16 protein-coding genes are annotated in these 17,904 nt (G+C 57.3%); 11 read left to right on the forward strand and 5 right to left on the reverse strand.

What is annotated here, in order from left to right:
• Positions 1-97 precede the first annotated feature (97 nt).
• Positions 98-550, forward strand: a complete 453-nt coding sequence (locus N6P30_RS15295; protein WP_021242030.1) for an Lrp/AsnC family transcriptional regulator — start codon at positions 98-100, stop codon at positions 548-550.
• Between the two features lie 55 nt (positions 551-605).
• On the opposite strand, the gene N6P30_RS15300 is transcribed toward N6P30_RS15295, so the two are convergent.
• Entirely contained in the window at positions 606-1,835 is a 1,230-nt protein-coding gene (locus N6P30_RS15300) for an amino acid permease (protein WP_023294484.1), read from the reverse strand.
• A gap of 119 nt (positions 1,836-1,954) precedes the next feature.
• On the reverse strand, positions 1,955-2,416 hold the full coding sequence (locus N6P30_RS15305) for a multidrug/biocide efflux PACE transporter (RefSeq protein WP_008499683.1): 462 nt from the start codon (positions 2,414-2,416) through the stop codon (positions 1,955-1,957).
• A 105-nt stretch (positions 2,417-2,521) separates the two neighbouring features.
• Between N6P30_RS15305 and N6P30_RS15310 the strand changes: the two genes are divergently transcribed.
• From N6P30_RS15310 to N6P30_RS15335, 6 genes are all read left to right on the forward strand, one after another.
• Positions 2,522-3,388, forward strand: a complete 867-nt coding sequence (locus N6P30_RS15310; RefSeq protein WP_021242027.1) for a LysR family transcriptional regulator — start codon at positions 2,522-2,524, stop codon at positions 3,386-3,388.
• Between the two features lie 93 nt (positions 3,389-3,481).
• Complete coding sequence (locus N6P30_RS15315) at positions 3,482-4,660, forward strand: acetyl-CoA C-acetyltransferase (protein WP_008499681.1); 1,179 nt, start codon at positions 3,482-3,484, stop codon at positions 4,658-4,660.
• A 240-nt stretch (positions 4,661-4,900) separates the two neighbouring features.
• Positions 4,901-5,737, forward strand: coding sequence for a 5-dehydro-4-deoxy-D-glucuronate isomerase (gene kduI, locus N6P30_RS15320; protein ID WP_023294483.1), 837 nt, complete (start codon positions 4,901-4,903; stop codon positions 5,735-5,737).
• A 63-nt stretch (positions 5,738-5,800) separates the two neighbouring features.
• On the forward strand, positions 5,801-6,562 hold the full coding sequence (gene kduD / locus N6P30_RS15325) for a 2-dehydro-3-deoxy-D-gluconate 5-dehydrogenase KduD (protein ID WP_008499679.1): 762 nt from the start codon (positions 5,801-5,803) through the stop codon (positions 6,560-6,562).
• A 293-nt stretch (positions 6,563-6,855) separates the two neighbouring features.
• Positions 6,856-8,289 carry a sugar porter family MFS transporter gene (locus tag N6P30_RS15330; protein WP_225828733.1) on the forward strand — a complete coding sequence of 478 codons (1,434 nt, stop codon included), beginning with the start codon at positions 6,856-6,858 and terminating at the stop codon, positions 8,287-8,289.
• A 133-nt stretch (positions 8,290-8,422) separates the two neighbouring features.
• Positions 8,423-9,115, forward strand: a complete 693-nt coding sequence (locus N6P30_RS15335) for an aspartate/glutamate racemase (protein WP_023294481.1) — start codon at positions 8,423-8,425, stop codon at positions 9,113-9,115.
• Here N6P30_RS15335 and N6P30_RS15340 read toward each other — a convergent pair.
• Positions 9,110-10,036 carry a LysR family transcriptional regulator gene (locus N6P30_RS15340; protein WP_008499676.1) on the reverse strand — a complete coding sequence of 309 codons (927 nt, stop codon included), beginning with the start codon at positions 10,034-10,036 and terminating at the stop codon, positions 9,110-9,112. The genes N6P30_RS15335 and N6P30_RS15340 overlap by 6 nt on opposite strands.
• Before the next feature lie 121 nt (positions 10,037-10,157).
• Between N6P30_RS15340 and lysA the strand changes: the two genes are divergently transcribed.
• The gene (gene lysA, locus N6P30_RS15345) at positions 10,158-11,420 is read left to right on the forward strand and encodes a diaminopimelate decarboxylase (RefSeq protein WP_008499675.1); all 1,263 of its coding nucleotides are present in this window, start codon (positions 10,158-10,160) and stop codon (positions 11,418-11,420) included.
• Here the strand turns inward: lysA and N6P30_RS15350 are convergent.
• Positions 11,390-12,427, reverse strand: a complete 1,038-nt coding sequence (locus N6P30_RS15350; RefSeq protein WP_008499674.1) for a LacI family DNA-binding transcriptional regulator — start codon at positions 12,425-12,427, stop codon at positions 11,390-11,392. The genes lysA and N6P30_RS15350 overlap by 31 nt on opposite strands.
• A gap of 220 nt (positions 12,428-12,647) precedes the next feature.
• Here N6P30_RS15350 and N6P30_RS15355 point away from each other — a divergent pair, with 220 nt between their 5' ends.
• Positions 12,648-13,133 carry a GNAT family N-acetyltransferase gene (locus N6P30_RS15355; protein ID WP_023294480.1) on the forward strand — a complete coding sequence of 162 codons (486 nt, stop codon included), beginning with the start codon at positions 12,648-12,650 and terminating at the stop codon, positions 13,131-13,133.
• Here the strand turns inward: N6P30_RS15355 and galR are convergent.
• The gene (gene galR / locus N6P30_RS15360; RefSeq protein WP_023294479.1) at positions 13,094-14,110 is read right to left on the reverse strand and encodes an HTH-type transcriptional regulator GalR; all 1,017 of its coding nucleotides are present in this window, start codon (positions 14,108-14,110) and stop codon (positions 13,094-13,096) included. The genes N6P30_RS15355 and galR overlap by 40 nt on opposite strands.
• 425 nt (positions 14,111-14,535) lie before the next feature.
• On the opposite strand from galR, the gene aas reads away from it, so the two are divergent.
• Both aas and lplT read left to right on the forward strand, forming a co-directional pair.
• The gene (aas, locus tag N6P30_RS15365) at positions 14,536-16,695 is read left to right on the forward strand and encodes a bifunctional acyl-ACP--phospholipid O-acyltransferase/long-chain-fatty-acid--ACP ligase (RefSeq protein WP_023294478.1); all 2,160 of its coding nucleotides are present in this window, start codon (positions 14,536-14,538) and stop codon (positions 16,693-16,695) included.
• The gene (gene lplT, locus N6P30_RS15370) at positions 16,688-17,881 is read left to right on the forward strand and encodes a lysophospholipid transporter LplT (protein ID WP_023294477.1); all 1,194 of its coding nucleotides are present in this window, start codon (positions 16,688-16,690) and stop codon (positions 17,879-17,881) included. Before aas ends, lplT begins: the two co-directional genes overlap by 8 nt.
• Positions 17,882-17,904 lie beyond the last annotated feature (23 nt).

A 17,904-nucleotide genomic window follows, 5' to 3' on the forward strand; every position in this document is an offset into this window, starting at 1 on the left:
AGTGCGTTATACATTGCGAAAAAGAATATCGCTAACACTGCGAAATAGGCTTTCAATGTTATGCTCATAACACGGTGAAAATGAGAAAATCTTCCACATGGATAGCATCGATAGAAAAATTCTTGCTGAACTGCAGTCTGACGGCCGCCTGTCGCTTACCGAACTGGCTGAGCGGGTGAATCTGAGCCTTTCGCCGTGCCATCGTCGCGTGCGGGCGCTGGAGCAAAGCGGGGCCATAACGGGATACCGTGCCAGCCTCGACCCCGCCAAAATGGGGTTTAACTTCCTGGCGATAGTGTTCGCGACGCTGAAAGAGGGTGACCGCAAGGCGGTCAGCGCGTTTGAAGAGGCGGTGGAAGAGATCCCGCAGATCGTGCTGGCCCAGCGCCTGTTTGGCGATCCTGATTATCTGATGCACGTCGTGACCCGCGACCTTTCCGCTTTCCAGAAGCTCTACGACGAGAAGCTCTCCGCTATGCCCGGCGTGCAGCATCTTCGCTCAACGCTTGTCATGAAAACAGTGGTGCAGGACAGGCCTTTTCCGCTGTAAGCAGGAGGCCGGGACTGAATGGCCTGCCCGGCAGCGCGCCGGGCAGGAAAGGGAATTAGCCGACAAACATCACCGACACGCACAGCACCCCGACGATCAGCGTCAGCAGGTTGCCTATGGAACGGTACTGTTTCAGGGAGGGGATCAGATACGTCGACAGCGTCGGCATGATAAACAGGATCATGGCGATAAGCGGGCCGCTGATGGCGTAAATCATCGAAATGGCGTTCGGGTTAATGCAGCAGACGGCAAAGGTGATTAACGACACCCCCATGATGGATATCGCGCGGTTAAAGGCGCGGCTCTTTTTCACGCCCACCTGGTTCAGCGACGACTTCACGATCTCCGTCGCCCCTTCAATCACCCCAAAATAGGTGCCGAGAAACGATTTCGACATCGCAATAATCGCCACGACAATCCCGGAAATGCCGAGCCACGCCGGTGAGGAGGGCATCATCGACAGCGCAGACAGGATTGTCACCCCTTCCTCTTTGGCGGCCACAATATACGACGGCGGAATAGAGAGCAGGCAGCTGAAGACAAAGAACAGCACGCTCAGGCAGATAATCAGGTATGCCACCTTCATGATTTTCTTGCATTTAGCCATGGCCTCGTCCCCGAACTTCTCGCGGCGGTCAACGGCAAACGTCGAGATAATCGGCGTGTGGCTGAACGCAAACACCATCACCGGAATCGAAATCCAGACCTGGTGCAGCGTATGGCGATCGACGGCCATCTGGCTGGTCAGCAGCGAGGGTTGCCAGCTGCCGATCAGGTAGAGCGAGACAAACAGGAAATAGGCGATCAGCGGAAACACCAGGAAGCCCATCACTTTTATCGTGATATGCCGTCCCATCAGGAAGATCAGATTCAGGACCAGCACCACGCCCAGGCTAACCAGCACGCGAACGGTGGTGTCTACCGTCAGGTGTTTTGCCAGCTGCTCGGTTAACGAGTTGGTGATGGCCACCGCATAAATCTGCACCACCACAAAGAAGGCGATGAAATAGAGCGTGGTGATCAGGTTGCCGATCTTCCTGCCGTAATAGTGCGAAACGGCGCCGGTGATCCCTTCGTTGCCTTTCGTTTTCGACGACAGGATAAATTGCGCCAGCGCTTTGTGCGGCCAGTAGGTTAAGGGGTAGGCCACGAGGGCGGTAATAAACAGGACGATTGCGCCTGCGGAGCCCAGCTGAATGGGCAGGAAGAGCGTTCCTGCGCCCACGGCCGTGCCGTAGAGAGCGAAACTCCAGAGAGTCTCATCTTTTGACCAAATTTTCGACATTAGAGCAACGTATCAACTATCAAACCATCAGAATGGCGTGCAATTTACCATAGTTATGCCTTAAGAGCGCAGTTGCTTCGAAGACGTCGGGCCGGAACGGGCGTCCGGCCAGAGGCGGTTCAGCCTGCCAGGGCGCGTCGTTGCTGGCGGCGCTTAAGAAATTTCTCACGCAGATTATCGTACGCCCAGTTATAGAACATGGTGTACGGCAGGAAGAACAGGAAGAAACCTATTTCCAGTGTGAATGCCTGCAGCAGGGTGACGCCCAGCACGGCGGCAACAATCGACACGCCTATCACAATAAAGCCGCATTCGAACCCCAGCGCATGCAGCGCACGCACTTTTGCCGTACGTTTGACGCGCTGAACAGGCCAGAAACGGTCGAAGCCGACGTTATAAATAATGTTCCACAGCATGGCGGTGGTGGCCAGAATAATGGTCAACCCACCCATTTCCACCACGGAACGCTGCATAAGCCACGCCGCGGTAGGGGCGAGGATCGCCGTCGCAATCCCTTCAAAACAGACAGCATGAAAGATCCGCTCCGGCAGTTTACGTTGGAGTGCATCCTGATGTTGCATAGCGATAGACCTCGTTAATTCGCCAGTATGGGCGTTGATGTGGCCTATTTTTATCGCTAAAGCTGATATATTAAAGATAGTATCCATCGTAAAAGTAGATAGGTTATGCGCTATTCACCCGAAGCCCTGACCGCGTTTGTCGAGACCGTTGCAGCAGGCTCTTTCTCTGCGGCCGCACGCCGGCTGCGTAAAAGCCAGTCGACGGTCAGCACGTCCATTGCCAACCTTGAAGCCGATCTGGGATTTGAGCTGTTTGACCGTTCGGCCCGCCAGCCGGTGTTAACGGCCCAGGGGGAACAGGTGCTGGGCTACGTGCAGGCTATTCTCGCCGCCAGCACGCGGCTGGATGAGCTGGCGGTGTCGCTCACGGCGCAAACGGAGGCGCGTCTGACGTTTGTCCTTTCCGATACCCTCAACCCGGACGTGCTGGAAGAGATGATGAAGCAGTTTGACGCGCGCTTTCCCCATACGGAATTCGAATGTCTGATTGGCGAAGAGGAGGACGTGATCGATCTGCTGCAAAAGGAGCGCGCGCAGATTGGCCTCACCGAAGCGCGAGACGGTTATCCTACGGATATTGGCGCCATCCGGCTGCCGATGCAGACCCGCATGGCGATCTATGTCGCGACCACGCATCCGCTGGCCGGGCAGGATGACGTTCAGCGTGACGAGCTGCACGGCTGGCGAGAGCTGCGGCTGAGCACCTATCTTGAGCGTGAGGCGGAGATCGCGCGCGGGCCCGTCTGGTCAGCCCCGAATTACCTGTTACTCTTGAGTATGGCGGTACAGGGATTTGGCTGGTGCGTCTTGCCGTGCGCGCTGGTGGAGGAATTTGCCGCCGCGAAATCCCTGGTACAGCTCAATGTTCCCGGCTGGCCGCGGGCGATCGGCATCGATCTGCTGTGGAATAAACGATCCCCTCCCGGCGTTGCCGGAAGCTGGCTGCGGCAGTATCTGCAGGATGCACGCTGATCCTTGTGATTAAACTCACTATTTTTAAACAATTAAGATAATTGCCAGTAACAATCCTCTACTATCGTCATGTCATTTAACACAGAGGTCGTGATGAAAGATGTCGTAATAGTGGGTGCGTTGCGTACAGCTATCGGCTGTTTTCAGGGAGCGCTCGCGCGTCACTCGGCGGTTGACCTGGGCAGCGTGGTGGTGAAAGCGCTGGTAGAACGTAGCGGGATCGCAGCACATGAAGTTGATGAGGTGATTCTGGGACAGGTCCTCACGGCCGGTGCCGGGCAAAACCCTGCGCGACAGGCGGCGCTGAAGGGCGGACTGCCCAATACCGTCTCCGCTATCACTATCAACGACGTCTGTGGTTCAGGATTAAAAGCGCTGCATCTCGCGACGCAGGCCATTCAGTGTGGTGAGGCGGACGTGATCATTGCGGGCGGGCAGGAGAATATGAGCCGCGCGCCGCACGTCCTGACCGACAGCCGTACCGGCGCGCAGCTGGGTAACAGTCAGCTGCTCGACAGCCTGGTGCATGACGGGCTGTGGGATGCCTTCAACGATTATCATATGGGCGTAACGGCGGAAAACCTGGCGCGCGAGTACGGCATCAGCCGTGAGGTCCAGGATGCCTATGCGTTAAGCTCGCAGCAAAAAGCGCGTGCGGCGATTGATTCCGGCCGTTTTCGCGACGAAATTGTCCCGGTCAGCACGCAGCGTCAGGGGGGCGAGGTTATCGTTGTGGATACCGATGAGCAGCCGCGCACCGACGCCAGCGCTGAAGGGCTGGCGAGGCTGAATCCTGCGTTTGAAATGCAGGGCTCGGTCACGGCGGGAAATGCCTCTTCCATTAACGACGGCGCCGCTGCCGTGATGATGATGAGCGAAAGCAAAGCCCTTGAACTCGATCTCCCCGTGCTGGCCCGCATTAAGGCATTCGCCAGCGTGGGCGTGGATCCTGCGTTAATGGGGATCGCGCCGGTCTATGCGACCCGTCGCTGTCTGGAGCGTGCGGGGTGGCAGCTTTCTGATGTGGATCTGATCGAAGTGAACGAAGCCTATGCCGCGCAGGCGATCTCCGTCGGAAAAATGCTGGAGTGGGATCCGCTGCGGGTCAACGTAAACGGTGGAGCGATCGCACTGGGGCACCCGATCGGGGCGTCCGGCTGCCGAATCCTGGTTTCGCTGGTCCACGAAATGAAGAAGCGCAACGCCCGCAAAGGGATTGCCACGCTCTGTATAGGCGGCGGACAAGGGGTGGCGCTGGCCATTGAACGCTAATTTTTCCTCATTAAAAAAAGACCTCCTCCGGGAGGTTTTTTTTATCGTGATCTTTATCTCCCGACGGTTTTAGCGTGATCCGGGCATCAATTCCGCGATAAACAAAAATAAAAATGAAACGTTGTTTTAAATATAATTGAAAAGCCCACTTTATGCCGATAGTATGTGCTCATTATGTAAAACGGAACGCTGTTTCGTTTTACTTCCCGCCTTCGGGCATGATCACATCTGGAGGTTACCGTGGACGTCAGAGAAAGCATCCACAGCGCGCACGCCAAAACGCTGGATACGCAGGGGCTGCGTAAGGCATTTTTAGTCGAGCAGATATTCGAGGCTGACAGGTACACCATGGTTTACAGCCATATCGACCGCATTGTTGTGGGCGGAATAATGCCCGTCACGAAAAGCGTCTCCGTGGGCGGTGAGGTCGGTAAACAGCTGGGCGTAAATTATTTCCTCGAGCGTCGCGAGCTGGGGGTGATTAACATCGGCGGGCCGGGCACCATCACCGTAGACGGACAGTGCTATGAAATTGGCCATCGCGAGGCGCTGTACGTAGGTAAAGGGGCAAAAGACGTGGTCTTTGCCAGCATCGACGCCAGCAGGCCTGCGAAATTCTACTACAACTGCGCGCCGGCCCACGCCACCTGTCCAACCAAAAAAGTGACCCCGGCAGACGTCGCGCCCGTGACGCTGGGCGACAACCTCACCAGCAACCGCCGCACCATCAATAAATACTTCGTGCCGGACGTGCTGGAGACCTGCCAGCTCAGCATGGGGTTGACCGAACTTGCGCCGGGCAACCTGTGGAATACCATGCCGTGCCATACCCACGAGCGCCGGATGGAAGTCTACTTCTACTTCAACATGGATGAGGACGCCTGTGTGTTCCACATGATGGGACAGCCGCAGGAAACGCGCCATATCGTGATGCACAACGAGCAGGCGGTGATTTCGCCGAGCTGGTCTATTCACTCCGGTGTAGGGACAAAAGCCTACACCTTTATCTGGGGAATGGTGGGCGAAAACCAGGTCTTTGATGATATGGACCATATTGCGGTCAGCGATCTGCGCTAGTCGCGGGCAGTGAAGCATAAACCTGCCTGTGAGTGACAGGCTCTAAAAGAGTAAGGAATAAACATGATTCTGGATGCATTCTCTCTGCAGGGAAAAGTGGCGGTGGTTTCCGGGTGTGACACCGGGCTGGGTCAGGGGATGGCGTTAGGCCTGGCGGAAGCGGGCTGCGATATCGTCGGAATTAATATCGTTGAACCGACGGAAACCCTCGAGCGCGTGACGGCCCTGGGCCGCCGCTTCCTGAGCCTGACCGCCGACCTGCGTAAAATCGATGCCATTCCTGAACTGCTGGATCGCGCGGTGGCGGAATTCGGTCACATCGACATTCTGGTCAACAACGCCGGGCTGATTCGCCGTGAAGATGCGATCAATTTCAGCGAGCGCGACTGGGACGACGTGATGGATTTGAACATCAAGAGCGTATTTTTCATGTCCCAGGCGGCGGCAAAGCACTTTATTGCGCAGGGGAACGGCGGCAAGATCGTGAATATTGCCTCCATGCTCTCGTTCCAGGGCGGTATCCGCGTGCCGTCTTACACCGCCTCCAAAAGCGCCGTGATGGGCGTGACCCGCCTGCTGGCAAACGAGTGGGCGAAACACAACATCAATGTGAATGCGATTGCGCCGGGTTACATGGCGACCAACAACACGCAGCAGCTGCGTGCGGACGAGCAGCGTAGCGCGGAAATCCTCGACCGCATTCCGGCGGGGCGCTGGGGGCTTCCGGGCGATCTGATGGGGCCGGTGGTCTTTCTGGCCTCGTCGGCATCGGACTATATCAACGGCTACACCGTGGCGGTCGATGGCGGCTGGCTGGCGCGATAGCCCGCATCGGGTCTGGACCTCTGCTTTTGGGCAGAGGTTTTTTTTGCTTAAAAATTGTCAAAATCCATATGGATAAACACGGAAAATCCATACTAAAAAGTCATGAACGACAGCCATCACACTTTTAATCTTTAAAAATTAGATGATTAGTAAAAGCATGTGATTATTCAGCGTTAGTTGAAATTGTAATGTCCATCACAGAACGCTATGTCGCAGCGAAATAATCCATATCTTCACCTTTTCCCGCCTGACACTTTTTCTCGCTATCTCGTAATTTCACTTAACGAATTTCACTGTTCAGGCAGGAAAATATGACATCTATAAATGACTCTACCCTAATGCCCGCTGCGCTGCGTGATACTCGCCGCATGAACCAGTTTGTCTCTATTGCCGCCGCCGTGGCGGGCCTGTTATTTGGACTGGATATTGGCGTCATTGCCGGTGCATTGCCCTTTATTACCGATCACTTTACCCTGAGCAGCCGCCTGCAGGAGTGGGTGGTGAGCAGCATGATGCTCGGCGCGGCCATCGGCGCGCTGTTCAACGGCTGGCTCTCGTTTCGCCTGGGGCGCAAATACAGCCTGATGGCCGGGGCGATTCTTTTTGTCGCCGGCTCCATTGGCTCCGCCTTTGCCGCAAACGTTGAGGTTCTGCTGCTTTCCCGCGTGCTGCTGGGCGTGGCGGTGGGGATTGCCTCCTACACGGCGCCGCTTTATCTCTCCGAAATGGCGAGCGAGAACGTGCGCGGGAAGATGATCAGCATGTATCAGCTGATGGTCACGCTGGGTATCGTGCTGGCGTTTCTGTCTGACACCTACTTCAGCTACAGCGGCAACTGGCGCGCAATGCTCGGCGTGCTGGCGCTGCCAGCGATGGTGTTGATTGTCTTAGTGATTTTCCTGCCGAACAGCCCGCGCTGGCTGGCACAAAAAGGGCGCCACGTGGAGGCAGAAGAGGTGCTGCGCATGCTGCGCGATACCTCTGAAAAAGCCCGCGAGGAGCTGAACGAGATCCGCGAAAGCCTGAAGCTCAAGCAGGGGGGCTGGGCGCTGTTTAAAATCAACCGCAACGTGCGCCGGGCGGTCTTCCTCGGCATGCTGCTGCAGGCGATGCAGCAGTTCACCGGCATGAACATCATCATGTACTACGCGCCGCGCATTTTCAAAATGGCGGGGTTCACCACCACCGAACAGCAGATGATCGCCACCCTGGTGGTCGGGCTGGCCTTCATGTTTGCCACCTTTATTGCCGTATTCACCGTGGACAAGGCGGGCCGCAAACCGGCGCTGAAAATTGGCTTCAGCGTGATGGCGCTCGGCACGCTGATCCTCGGCTACTGCCTGATGCAGTTTGATAACGGCACGGCTTCCAGCGGACTCTCCTGGCTTTCTGTCGGGATGACCATGATGTGTATCGCAGGTTACGCGATGAGCGCCGCGCCGGTGGTGTGGATCCTGTGCTCCGAAATTCAGCCGCTTAAATGCCGTGACTTTGGCATCACCTGTTCCACGACCACCAACTGGGTATCGAACATGATCATCGGCGCGACCTTCCTGACGCTGCTGGACGCGATTGGTGCAGCGGGAACGTTCTGGCTCTATACGGTGCTGAACGTGGCATTTATTGGCGTCACGTTCTGGCTGATACCAGAAACCAAAGGCGTGACGCTGGAACACATCGAGCGCAAGCTGATGGCCGGGGAGAAGCTGCGGAATATTGGCGTGTGATCGGATTGCCTGTTTATGTATCCCAACGTATGCAGGAGATAACCGATTTTTGTTTAACAAGGCGCTGAACAGAGCGCCTTTTTTTATTGGCACCGGTTGTGTTAAAAGAAGAAATCAACGAAAAGGAGGGATGATGAAAACGATCGGCCTGTTAGGTGGAATGAGCTGGGAATCGACAATCCCTTATTATCGCCTGATTAACGAAGGGGTGAAGCAGCATCTGGGTGGCCTGCACTCCGCAAGCCTGCTGCTGCACAGCGTGGATTTTCATGAAATCGAAGCCTGCCAGTCGAGCGGCGAGTGGGATAAAGCCGGGGAAATCCTGGCTCAGGCGGCGCTGGGGCTGGAGCGGGCTGGCGCCGAGGGGATATTGCTTTGTACCAATACCATGCACAAGGTGGCATCGCATATTGAGAACCGCTGCTCGCTGCCGTTCCTGCATATCGCTGACGCGACCGGGCGTGCAATTGCGGCATCCGGGATGCGCCGCGTAGCGCTGCTGGGCACACGCTACACCATGGAGCAGGATTTCTATCGCGGGCGCTTGCGCAGCGAGTTTGGGATCGAAAGCCTGATCCCTGAAGAAGAAGACCGGGTGCGCATCAATCAGATTATCTTTGACGAGCTCTGTCTCGGCACCTTCACCGAAACCTCCCGCGCCTCCTACGTCAGCGTCATCGAAAAACTCGCGCAGCAGGGGGCTGAAGGGGTGATCTTCGGCTGCACGGAGATCGGTTTGCTGGTACCCGTTGAGCGAAGCCCTCTTCCGGTATTTGATACCACCGCTATTCATGCTGCGGATGCCGTGGCGTTTATGTTGTCATAATGGGTCCTGCAGGTCAGGTAAGCGAAGCGCCACCTGACGCGCGTGCTCCATGACGTGTTCGGTGAAAGCGTCCACCAGCGCGGAAGCCGGACGGTGTAGCGGACGGATCAGGCTCACGGTGAACGGGACGGACACGCTAAAGCGGCGGATGACGATCCCGCTTCCGGCATAATCCAGTGCCGTGAGTGGATTGACCACCGCGACGCCGACGCCGGCACGCACCATCGCGCAAATCGAGGCCGCGCTGTGCGTTTCCACCGCCATTCGCCGTTTTACCTGATGCTCGGCAAACAGGGTATCCAGCAGCTGTCTGTAACTGTCGGTCTGCGACAGGCTGATGTAGTTTTCCCCGTGGAAATCCTCCGGCGTGAGCACCGCCTTACCGGCAAGCCGATGCCCGGCGGGCAGAACGCACACTTCATCTAACGAGAGCAGCTCCGTGCGTGCCGTGCCCGCTGGGGTGGTGAGGGTTTCGGTTAGCCCTAAATCATGGCGCTGTGCCGAAAGCCACTCTTCAAGCAGGGGAGATTCCTGAGGCACGATGGTGAGGCTGACCTCCGGGTATCGGGCCAGAAAGGGTTGCAGCAGCATCGGCAAAAAGGATTGCGAAAAGACGGGCAGGCAGACGATCGACAGCTCGCCCTGGCGAAACTCGCGCAGGCTTTCCGCGGCGCTCACGATTCTGTCCAGCCCGTACCAGGAGCGCTGAACTTCCTCGAACAGGCGTAACCCCTGTACCGTCGGGTGAAGCCGGCCCCGGGTGCGTTCGAACAGCTTCAGCCCCAGCACTTTCTCGAAGCGCGCCAGCTCGCGGCTCACCGTCGGCTGCGAGGTATGCAGCATCTGTGCGGCTTCGGTGAGATTGCCGGTGGTCATCACGGCGTGAAAAATCTCGATATGGCGTAAATTGACGGCGGGCATAGGGCACCTGAAAGCAGAGAAGTGGCCATATCATTTTTGCATAGACTCGCGATAAAACGATATTTTTTATTCTCCTTGCGCTGTGGCGTAATCATCAAAACGCATTTATCCGGAGAAGACCATGCCACGCCCGCTGAACCAGACTGATACCGATTTGAACGCCGACAACCTGCTGCGCCTGCCTGCCGAGTTTGGCTGTCCGGTGTGGGTCTACGACGCGCAGATCGTCCGCGAGAAGATCGCCGCCCTGCATCAGTTCGACGTGGTACGTTTTGCCCAGAAGGCCTGCTCCAATATTCATATTCTGCGCCTGATGCGTGAGCAGGGCGTGAAGGTTGACTCCGTTTCACTCGGCGAAATCGAGCGCGCGCTGGTAGCCGGATACGATCCGAAAGCCGACAGCGACGCGATCGTCTTTACTGCCGATGTGATCGACGATGCGACGCTGGCGCGCGTTCACGAACTGCAGATCCCGGTAAATGCCGGTTCTGTGGATATGCTCGAGCAGCTCGGTCAGGTTTCTCCCGGCCACCGCGTCTGGCTGCGCGTAAACCCGGGCTTTGGCCATGGCCACAGCCAAAAAACCAATACCGGCGGCGAAAACAGCAAGCACGGGATCTGGTATGCCGACATGCCTGCCGCGCTGGAGGTGTTACAGCGCTACAACCTGAAGCTGGTGGGTATTCATATGCACATTGGCTCTGGGGTGGATTATGGCCACCTGGAACAGGTGTGCGGCGCGATGGTGCGCCAGGTTGTCGACTTCGGTCAGGATCTGGAGGCGATCTCTGCGGGCGGTGGTCTCTCCATTCCTTATCGCGAAGGGGAAGAGGCGATCGATACCGATCACTATTACGGTCTGTGGAGCGCCGCGCGCGATCAAATTGCCGCGCATCTGGGCCACGCGGTGAAGCTGGAAATTGAGCCGGGTCGTTTCCTGGTGGCGGAAGCCGGCGTGCTGGTTTCGCAGGTGCGCAGCGTGAAAGAGATGGGGTCTCGGCACTTCGTCTTGATTGATGCAGGCTTTAACGACCTGATGCGTCCGTCCATGTACGGTAGCTATCACCACATTACCGCCCTGGCTGCCGACGGCCGCGATTTAACGCAGGCGCCGCGCGTTGAGACGGTCGTTGCGGGGCCGCTGTGCGAATCGGGTGACGTGTTTACCCAGCAGGAGGGCGGCAAAGTGGAAACCCGCGCGCTGCCAGAGGTCAAACCGGGTGACTATCTTGTGCTGCACGACACCGGTGCCTACGGGGCGTCTATGTCCTCTAACTACAATAGCCGCCCGCTGCTGCCGGAAGTGCTGTTTGATAATGGCAAGGCGCGGCTGATCCGCCGTCGCCAGACCATTCAGGAACTGCTGGCTTTAGAACTCATCTGATGAAAGTACGGCCCCGTTGTGACCGAATCGCGTAACACCAGCGTGCCGGTAAACGGCGGGATGGCATCGACCGGCTGGTTTCTTGCCAGCCGGATCGCCTGATCGATGGCGGTGACAATCATATTGTCGATGGGCAGATAAACCGACGAGAGCGCAGGCTCCAGCCATTTCGCGCTTGGGGCATCATCAAAGCCGAACAGGGAGATATCCTGCGGGATTTTCAGCCCCGCCTGGTGCAACGCTTTGGACGCCCCCAGCGCCATATCGTCGTTACAGGCAAACAGGGCGCTAAACGGTACTCCGTCGGCAATCAATTCCTTGCAAAGCTCGTATCCCCGCGTCATTCCTGCATCGCCGTACTTTATCCGGCGCTCGTCCAGACGGATACCGTGCTTTTCCAGCGCCTTGCGATAGCCCATCAGCCGCGCTTTACCCGTGGGAGTGTGGATCGGGACGGTGATACAGGCGATCTCCCGATGGCCCTGGCCGATCAGGTAATCCACGGCCTTGAATGCGGCATCCTGCTGTTCGAAGAACACGCAGCGATCCGGCGCCTGGCTCACTTCACGGTTAATGACCACCAGCGGCGTTTTCACGGTGTTCATCAGTTTGACGATCGCTTTTTCGCTCATGTAGCGCGTGTAAAGCACGATGGCATCGCACTGGCGATCGGCCAGCATCTGCACCGCCTGCTCTTCCTGTTCCGGCGCGTCGTGACCGTCGGTGACGATCAGCTGTTTCCCGTGAGTTTCGGTCTGCCGCGACGCCTGCTGGAGAAGGCGGCCAAAATAAAAGCCGTCAAAGGTCGAGACGACCAGACCAATGCTATTGCTGGTCTGGTTAGCCAGCGAGCGCGCGAGAAAGTTCGGGCGATAGCCCAGCTCTTCCATCGCAGCAAACACCTGCTGACGCGTACTCTCTTTTACCTGACCTGTGCCGTTCAGCACGCGCGATACCGTGGCCTTCGACACGCCCGCGCGCAGTGATACATCCAGCATTGTTGCCATTCTATATTCCTGCTTCCACGTAACGATCTGCAGTTTACCACAGAGCTTATGCCGTATAAGCGATGCGGGAAGCGCAAAAACTCTGCCACGATCACGCTTTTTGGTAACGATTCGTCCGGCCAGCCTGAAGTCAAACTCAATAGCCTGACTCTGGTAAGATAATCACCGAACCGGGCTGGAGCATCAGGCCAGTAAATACATGAGAAAATGCAGGTGAAACATGAATAAGGCTGTCATCCTCCCGCTTTACAAGGCGCCACACTTCGCAGAGCAGGTTACCGACTGGATCTGGCAGGCCTTTGGCGAAGGGCTTCCTCGGGCATTTTTCCACAGCATTGTTGAGCACAGCCAGACGCCTGGGGCATTACCGTTGACGTTTATTGCCGTTGACGGCGAACAGCTTCTTGGCACGGTGGGACTCTGGCGCTGCGATTTGATCACCCGTCAGGATCTCTGTCCGTGGCTGGCGGCGCTCTACGTTGACGACGCGGCGCGAGGCAAAGGGCTGGCGGGGCAGCTTCAGCAGCATGTTATCGCTTACGCCGCGCAGTCCGGGTATGAGGAGCTCCATCTCTGGTCTGCCTGCCGCGACTTTTACGAACGTTACGGCTGGCAGTATATCGGTGATGGGCTGGAATACCCCAACACGCGGGTGCACCTCTACCGTTATTCGCTCTGCGCTTCTGCAGGCGACGCAACGGAGTGACGACGGACCAGCGTCGGGCTAAACAGATGGGTAATTTCCGGCGGCTGGCGCTGTTCAGCCAGCGCTAGCGCCAGCTCGGCGGCCTGCGTTGCCATGGTGATGATTGGGTAGCGCACGGTGGTCAGACGCGGGCGAACGTAGCGGGAGACCAGCACGTCGTCGAAGCCAATCAGCGAAATTTCTGCCGGTACCTCAATTCCGTTGTCATTCAACACCCCCATTGCCCCTGCGGCCATAGAGTCGTTATAGCTGGCAACCGCCGTGAAATTCCGTCCGCGGCCCAGCAGTTCGGTCATGGCCTGTTCACCGCCGCTCTCGTCCGGTTCACCGTAGGCCACCAGACGGTCATTACACAGCAGCCCGTTTTCACGCAGGGCATCGTAGTAGCCCTGCAGACGGTCTTCCGCATCAGAAATGGGGTGATTGGAACAGAGATAGCCAATCCGGGTATGGCCCTGCTGAATCAGGTGCCGCGTGGCAAGCCAGGCGCCGTAGCGGTCGTCGAGGGCCACACAGCGTTTCTCAAAGCCGGGAATGATGCGGTTGATAATCACCATTCCGGGCATCTGCTTCATCAGGTGAATCAGTTCGGCATCCGGGATCATTTTAGCGTGAACCACCAGCGCCGCGCAGCGGTGGCGGATCAGCTGTTCAATGGCCTGGCGTTCCTTTTGTTCGTTATGATAGCCATTGCCGATCAGCAAAAAATTGCCTGTCTGATAGGAAACCTGTTCAACCGCTTTCACCATGGCGCCGAAAAAGGGATCAGAAACATCGCCCACCACCAGACCAATCGTTTCTGTGGACTGCTGGGCGAGCGCGCGAGCGTTGGCATTGGGATGATAATTCAGGGATTCCATGGCGCTTTGTACCGCCTGACGTGATGCGTCACTGGCCTTTGGTGAATCATTAATCACGCGCGAGACGGTTGCCACCGACACGCCAGCCAGACGGGCCACATCCTTTATTGTCGCCATTCATTACCTTCTTATTGGGGGTAAGCGTTTACACACCAAATAGTGTTGCGGAAAAGCGCCGTGCATTCAAGGGGAGCGGGTTTCCGCTCTCCACAAACGTGACGCAGCACACCCCTGGCGGTGTAATCGTTACACGCCCAGTCATGTCTGAAAAATGTGAATCTGAACCTTTAGTTACACTTTGCCTCAGGCTGTTGCGATTGTCCGATAGCAAGGGCGTTAAAGAGGTTGATACAGTTGAGATCCCAGAGGTATTGATTGGTGAGAATTCTTAGTACGGTTTCGTACTCATCTCTTGCACCAACCTGCGCGGATGCGCAGGTTTTTTTTCGCCTCCACTTTTGCTGTCGCTCCCTTATCACTTCTCGTGTAATCTGCCACCATTTACTAATAACCCTCCACACTGGCTGGCAAAGGGAGTTGAGATGCTATTTGGGTTCTTCCGTACGCTTTTCCGTATTCTTTTTCGCATCCGCATTACTGGCGACACCCGGGCGCTTAGCGGCGAACGCGTTTTGATCACACCAAACCATGTTTCCTTTATAGACGGCATCCTGCTGGCGCTGTTTTTGCCCGTGCGTCCGGTGTTTGCGGTGTATACCTCCATCAGCCAGCAGTGGTACATGCGCTGGCTCTCGCCGCTGATTGATTTTGTGCCGCTCGACCCGACAAAGCCGATGATGATTAAGCATCTGGTACGTCTGGTCGAGCAGGGGCGCCCGGTGGTCATTTTCCCTGAAGGACGGATCTCCGTGACCGGTGCGCTGATGAAAATCTACGACGGCGCGGGGTTTGTTGCGGCGAAGTCAAAAGCGACCGTGGTGCCGCTGCGTATTGAAGGCGCGGAGCTGACCCATTTCAGCCGTCTGAAGGGGCTGGTGAAGCAGCGTCTGTTCCCCAAAATCACGCTGCATATCCTGCCGCCAACGTCATTACCGATGCCCGACGCGCCGCGTGCCCGCGATCGCCGTAAAATCGCCGGGGAAATGCTGCATCAGATCATGATGGAAGCGCGTATGGCCGTGCGCCCGCGCGAAACGCTCTACGAATCCCTGCTTTCCGCGCAGTACCGCTATGGCGCGAAGAAAAACTGCATCGAAGACATTAACTTTACCCCGGATACCTATCGCAAGCTGCTGACCAAAACCCTGTTTGTGGGCCGTATTCTGGAGAAGTACAGCAAAAAGGGCGAAAAGATTGGCCTGATGCTGCCTAACGCGGGCATCAGCGCGGCGGTGATTTTCGGTGCGGTTTCCCGGGGCCGTATTCCGGCGATGATGAACTACACGGCGGGCGTGAAGGGGCTGACCAGCGCGATAACCGCTGCGCAAATCAATACCGTATTCACCTCCCGCCAGTTCCTGGACAAAGGCAAGCTCTGGCATCTTCCCGAGCAGCTCACTCAGGTGCGCTGGGTCTTCCTGGAAGATCTGAAAGCGGACGTGACCACCGGCGACAAGCTGTGGATTTTTGCGCATCTGCTGATGCCGCGTCTGGCCCAGGTCAAACAGCAGCCGGAAGATGACGCGATTATCCTCTTCACGTCGGGTTCTGAAGGCAACCCGAAAGGCGTCGTCCACAGCCACAAGAGCATTCTGGCGAACGTCGAGCAGATTAAAAGCATCGCCGACTTTACCGCGAACGACCGCTTTATGTCGGCGCTGCCGCTGTTCCACTCCTTTGGCCTGACGGTGGGGCTGTTTACGCCGCTCCTGACCGGCGCAGAAGTGTTCCTCTACCCGAGCCCGCTGCATTACCGCATTGTGCCGGAGCTGGTGTATGACCGTAACTGTACCGTTCTGTTCGGGACCTCAACCTTCCTGGGGAACTATGCGCGTTTCGCCAATCCGTATGACTTCTATCGCGTGCGGTATGTGGTGGCTGGCGCGGAAAAACTGCAGGAGAGCACGCGCCAGATCTGGCAGGACAAGTTTGGCCTGCGCATTCTCGAAGGCTATGGCGTTACCGAGTGTGCGCCCGTGGTCTCGATTAACGTGCCGATGGCGGCGAAACCGGGCACGGTTGGCCGAATTCTGCCGGGGATGGATGCGCGTCTGCTGGCGGTGCCGGGCATTGAGGACGGGGGCCGGCTGCAGCTGAAAGGGCCAAACGTGATGAACGGGTATCTGCGCGTGGAAAACCCGGGCGTGCTGGAAGCGCCGACGGCGGAAAACGTCAACGGCGAGGTTGAAACCGGCTGGTACGACACCGGGGATATCGTCCGTTTCGATGAGCAGGGCTTTGTACAGATTCAGGGGCGCGCAAAACGCTTCGCCAAAATTGCCGGCGAAATGGTCTCTCTGGAAATGGTGGAGCAACTGGCGACGGCCGTGTCCGCCGAGAAGATGCACGCCACGGTGGTGAAGAGCGATGCCAGCAAAGGCGAGGCGCTGGTGCTGTTTACGACCGACAGTGAGCTTAAGCGCGACAGGTTACTGAGCTATGCGCGTGAACACGGTATTCCTGAACTGGCCGTGCCGCGCGATATTCGCTACCTGAAACAGCTCCCGGTGCTGGGCAGCGGGAAGCCCGATTTCGTGACCCTGAAAGGCATGGTTGAAGAGGCGGAACAGCAAAATGCGTGAGTCAGTACACACTAACACATCCCTCAGGTCGAAAGGCATGATGGCCGTCATCGCCGCGCAGTTTCTCTCTGCGTTCGGTGATAACGCGCTGCTGTTTGCCACGCTGGCGCTGCTGAAAGCCGAGTTTTACCCCGACTGGAGTCAGCCGATCCTGCAGATGGTGTTTGTGGGCGCTTACATTATCTTTGCTCCGTTTGTGGGGCAGGTGGCGGACAGCTTCCCGAAAGGCCGGGTGATGATGTTTGCCAACGGCCTCAAGCTGCTGGGGGCGGCCAGCATTTGCTTTGGCTTCAATCCGTTTATTGGCTATACGCTGGTGGGCATTGGGGCCGCCGCTTACTCGCCGGCGAAGTACGGCATCCTCGGAGAGCTGACCACCGGGGATAAGCTGGTCAAAGCCAACGGCCTGATGGAATCGTCAACCATTGCCGCTATTCTGCTCGGATCCGTCGCGGGCGGCGTGCTGGCCGACTGGCATGTGCTGGCGGCACTGGGCGTGTGTGCGGTGGTGTATGGCGGGGCGGTCGTGGCGAACCTGTTTATTCCGAAGCTGCCGGTGGCTCGCCCGGGCCAGTCCTGGCGCGTTAAACCAATGACCGGCAGCTTCTTTACTGCCTGCCGCGTGCTGTGGCGTAACGGTGAAACGCGTTTCTCCCTGATGGGGACCAGTATGTTCTGGGGCGCGGGCGTTACGCTGCGCTTCCTGCTGGTCCTGTGGGTGCCGGTGGCGCTGGGCATTACGGACAACGCGACGCCGACCTATCTTAATGCGATGGTGGCCATCGGCATTGTTGTGGGGGCAGGTGCGGCAGCGAAGCTGGTGACGCTTGAGACGGTTGCACGCTGCATGCCAGCAGGGATCCTGATTGGCGTGGTGGTGCTTATCTTCTCGCTGCAGCATGCGTTATTGCCTGCTTATGCCCTCCTGATCCTGATTGGTATTCTGGGGGGCTTCTTCGTGGTGCCGCTGAACGCGTTACTGCAGGAACGGGGCAAGCAAACCGTCGGGGCGGGGAATGCCATCGCGGTACAAAATCTGGGTGAAAACCTGGCGATGCTGTTAATGCTGGGACTCTACTCGCTGGCGGTAAAAGTGGGTGTGCCGGTGGTGGGGATTGGCGTCGGGTTTGGCGGGCTGTTTGCGATTGCGATTGCAGGCTTGTGGATGTGGCAACGTCGCCGTTGATATATAGCCGGGTGGCGGCTTCG

Origin of the sequence: Enterobacter sp. PL1 (genome assembly GCF_945957325.1) — a bacterium.
Classification (GTDB): Bacteria; Pseudomonadota; Gammaproteobacteria; order Enterobacterales; family Enterobacteriaceae; genus Enterobacter; species Enterobacter roggenkampii.